Below are 3,011 nucleotides of genomic sequence, written 5' to 3'. Positions count from 1 at the left end.
CGGGGAGGGGTGGGGTGCGCGGGGCCCGGACGGGCACCGGATCACGGGCGCGTTGGGCGGGTGGGTGGGGCGGGCCCGGTGCGTGGCGGTGCCCTGTGCGCCGTACGGGCCGAGCACCACCGTCGTCGCCACCCTCACCGCCGTGTCCTGCGCCGCGCTCGCCGCCGCCACCGGCGCCCGTCCCGAGGTCGCCGTCTGGCTGGTCGTCGCACCCGTCGCCGTACTCCTCGCCCTCGTCGACCAGCGGGTACAGCGGCTGCCCGACGTGCTGACGCTGCCGCTCGCCGCCGTGACGCTGGTCCTGCTCGGGGTGGCCGCGGCGCTGCCCGGTGACGGCGGCTCCTGGACGACGGCCCTCCTCGGCGCGCTCGTCCTGGGCGGCGGGTACCTGCTGCTGTACCGCGTCAACCCGTCCGGCATGGGCTTCGGCGATGTGAAGCTGGCGCTGGGGCTGGGCGCGGCGCTCGGCTGGTACGGCTGGTCCGTCCTGTTCCTCGGCGCCTTCGCGGGGCTGTGCTACGGCGCCCTGTACGGCCTCACCCTCATCGCGCTGCGCCGCGCGGACCGCAAGTCGGCGATCCCGCTGGGGCCGTTCATGATCGGCGGGGCGTTCACGGGGGTGCTGCTGGGCGCGGCGGCGGCAGGGGCGTAGTGGGGTTGTGGCGTGTGGGCGCGGCGGTGGCTGGGGTGTAGTGGGGTTGTGGCGTGTGGGCGCGGCGGTGGCTGGGGTGTAGTGGGGTTGTGGCGTCTGGGCGCGGCGGTGGCCGGGGCGTAATGGGGTCATGGCGTCTGGGCGCGGCGGCGGCAGGGGGGTAATCCGGTTGTGGCGTCTGGGTGGCCTGGGTAGGAAGGGGCCATGACTGGACTCGGCGCTGTGTTCCGTCCGCAACTCCCGCCCGAGCGGCTGCGCGCGGTCGCCCGGCTCGCCGACGAGGCGGGCCTGGAGGAGCTGTGGCTGTGGGAGGACTGCTTCCTGGAGGGCGGGGTCTCCACGACGGCCGCCGCCCTCGCCTGGACGGAGCGGCTGCGCGTCGGTATCGGCCTGCTGCCGGTGCCGCTCAGGAACGTCGCCGTCACCGCGATGGAGGCCGCCGCCCTGCACCGGATGTTCCCGGGCCGCCCCGTCCTCGTCGTCGGCCACGGTGTGCAGGACTGGATGGGACAGGTCGGCGCGCGTGCCGGGTCGCCGCTGACGCTGCTGCGCGAGCAGCTGGACGCGCTGCGCGCCCTGCTGCGCGGTGAGCGCGTGACCACCGAGGGGCGGTACGTCCGGCTGGACGGCGTCGCCCTCGACTGGCCGCCCGCCCAGGCGCCGGAGGTGCTCGCCGGTGCCACCGGGCCGCGCACGCTCCGGCTGGCCGGGGAGGCGGCCGACGGCACCCTGCTCACCTCGGCCACCTCTGCGGACGGGGTCGGGAAGGCGCGGGTCCTCATCGACGAGGGACGGGCGTCGGCCGGGCGCACCGACGCCCACCGCGTCGTCGTCTACGTCCTCGCCGCGACCGGGCCCGGCGCCGAGGCCCGGCTGCGCGCCGAGCTGGCCGCCGAGGGCCTGGCGGACGTGCCCGAGCTGGGCGTCGCCGGGGACGCCGGTGCCGTGGCCAAGGCGGTGCGGCGGTACGCCGAGGCGGGCGCCGACACGGTGATCCTCCAGCCCACGGCGGACGAGCCCGACCCCGAGGGTTTCGTCCGGTTCGTGGCCGAGGACGTCCGGCCGCTGGTGCCGTAGGCCGTGGACCCCCGTACGGCTTCCTTCGAGGAACTGGTCGCCGAGGGCGCCGCCGTGCCCACCGAGGGCTGGGACTTCTCCTGGTTCGAGGGGCGGGCGAGCGAGGCACGGCCCTCCTGGCGGTACGCGGAGTCGCTGGCCGGGCGGCTGGCGCGGGCCGAGGCCGCGCTGGACGTGCAGACCGGTGGCGGGGAGGTGCTGGACTTCGCGCTGGGCCGGGCCGCCCCCGAGGCGCCCGCCCGTACCGTCGCCACCGAGGGCTGGCCGCCGAACGTGGCCAGGGCCACGGCGCTGCTGCGCCCGCGCGGTGTCACCGTCGTCGCCGTGCCCGAGGACGCCCCGCTGCCGTTCCCGGACGGCTCCTTCGACCTGGTCTCCAGCAGGCATCCGGTGCGGCCGTGGTGGGCGGAGATCGCCCGGGTGCTGCGGCCCGGTGGTACGTACTTCGCCCAGCACGTGGGCCCGGCCAGCGTCTTCGAGCTGGTCGAGTTCTTCCTCGGCCCGCTGCCCGAGGAGGCGCGGCGCGGCCGTGATCCCGGGCGGGAGCGTGCCGGCGCCGAGGCGGCCGGGCTGGAGGTCGTGGGGTTGCGGGCGGAGCGGCTGCGGGTGGAGTTCCACGACATCGGTGCCGTGGTGCACTTCCTGCGCAAGGTGGTGTGGATGGTGCCGGACTTCACCGTGCCGGCGTACGAGTCCCGGCTGCGGGTCCTGCACGAGCGGATTCTTGCCGAGGGGCCGTTCGTGGCGCACAGCACCCGTCATCTCTTCGATGTGCGCAAGCCTGTGCGGTCGTAGCGGGGCGACCGGTGTGGTTTTCACATCGTTATCGGCGGTGGCTCGTTTCGGCTCAGCGTCTCCGGTAGGTTCAGACCAAGGTAATTCGCGTCAGCAAAGCTGCGCGGGCGGCACCGCGCAGTGGAGGGGGCTGCGCGGTGCCCTGCCGGAAGCCCCGGCCACCCGGCCGCCGCCTGGCCACCCCCCGGTCCGCCGTACGGCGTCAAGTTCGCGTTCGAGGGCGGATTAGCCCGTCGGGGGGACGTCGGACAAGTCGGTGAAACCGCTGTGATTCGGCCATGAAACCCCTGTGAACCTGGGATTCCGCCACCATCGCCGCGTTGCCGGACGAATTCGGAGAGTAGTTGTGGCACGCCGATGCACGCAGCATCACTTACGAAGGGTTATGGTGGAAACCCCCCCTCGGGCCGGTCCGTCTCCCCCCCACGGACCGGCCCGTTTTTTTGTGCCCCCACCCGTTCGCCGGGCGGCCGGGTGGGGGCACAAA

Annotated in this window: 3 protein-coding genes; all 3 read left to right on the top strand. The window is 74.8% G+C overall.

Annotated elements, in window-relative coordinates; all coding sequences use genetic code 11:
* The coding region (locus tag KBY47_RS36075; protein WP_210928853.1) for an A24 family peptidase at nucleotides 1-652 on the top strand (652 nt) is incomplete at its 5' end.
* Nucleotides 653-856: 204 nt separating this feature from the next.
* Complete coding sequence (locus tag KBY47_RS36070) at nucleotides 857-1,729, top strand: LLM class flavin-dependent oxidoreductase (RefSeq protein ID WP_210928852.1); 873 nt, start codon at nucleotides 857-859, stop codon at nucleotides 1,727-1,729.
* A 3-nt stretch (nucleotides 1,730-1,732) separates the two neighbouring features.
* Nucleotides 1,733-2,524, top strand: coding sequence for a class I SAM-dependent methyltransferase (locus KBY47_RS36065; protein ID WP_210928851.1), 792 nt, complete (start codon nucleotides 1,733-1,735; stop codon nucleotides 2,522-2,524).
* Nucleotides 2,525-3,011: the final 487 nt, after the last annotated feature.

The sequence above is a fragment of the Streptomyces sp. B93 genome, assembly GCF_018070565.1.
Classification (GTDB): domain Bacteria; phylum Actinomycetota; class Actinomycetes; order Streptomycetales; family Streptomycetaceae; genus Streptomyces.
Note: the sequence above shows the minus strand (reverse complement) of the source record. Positions and strands in the feature narration are given on the sequence as shown.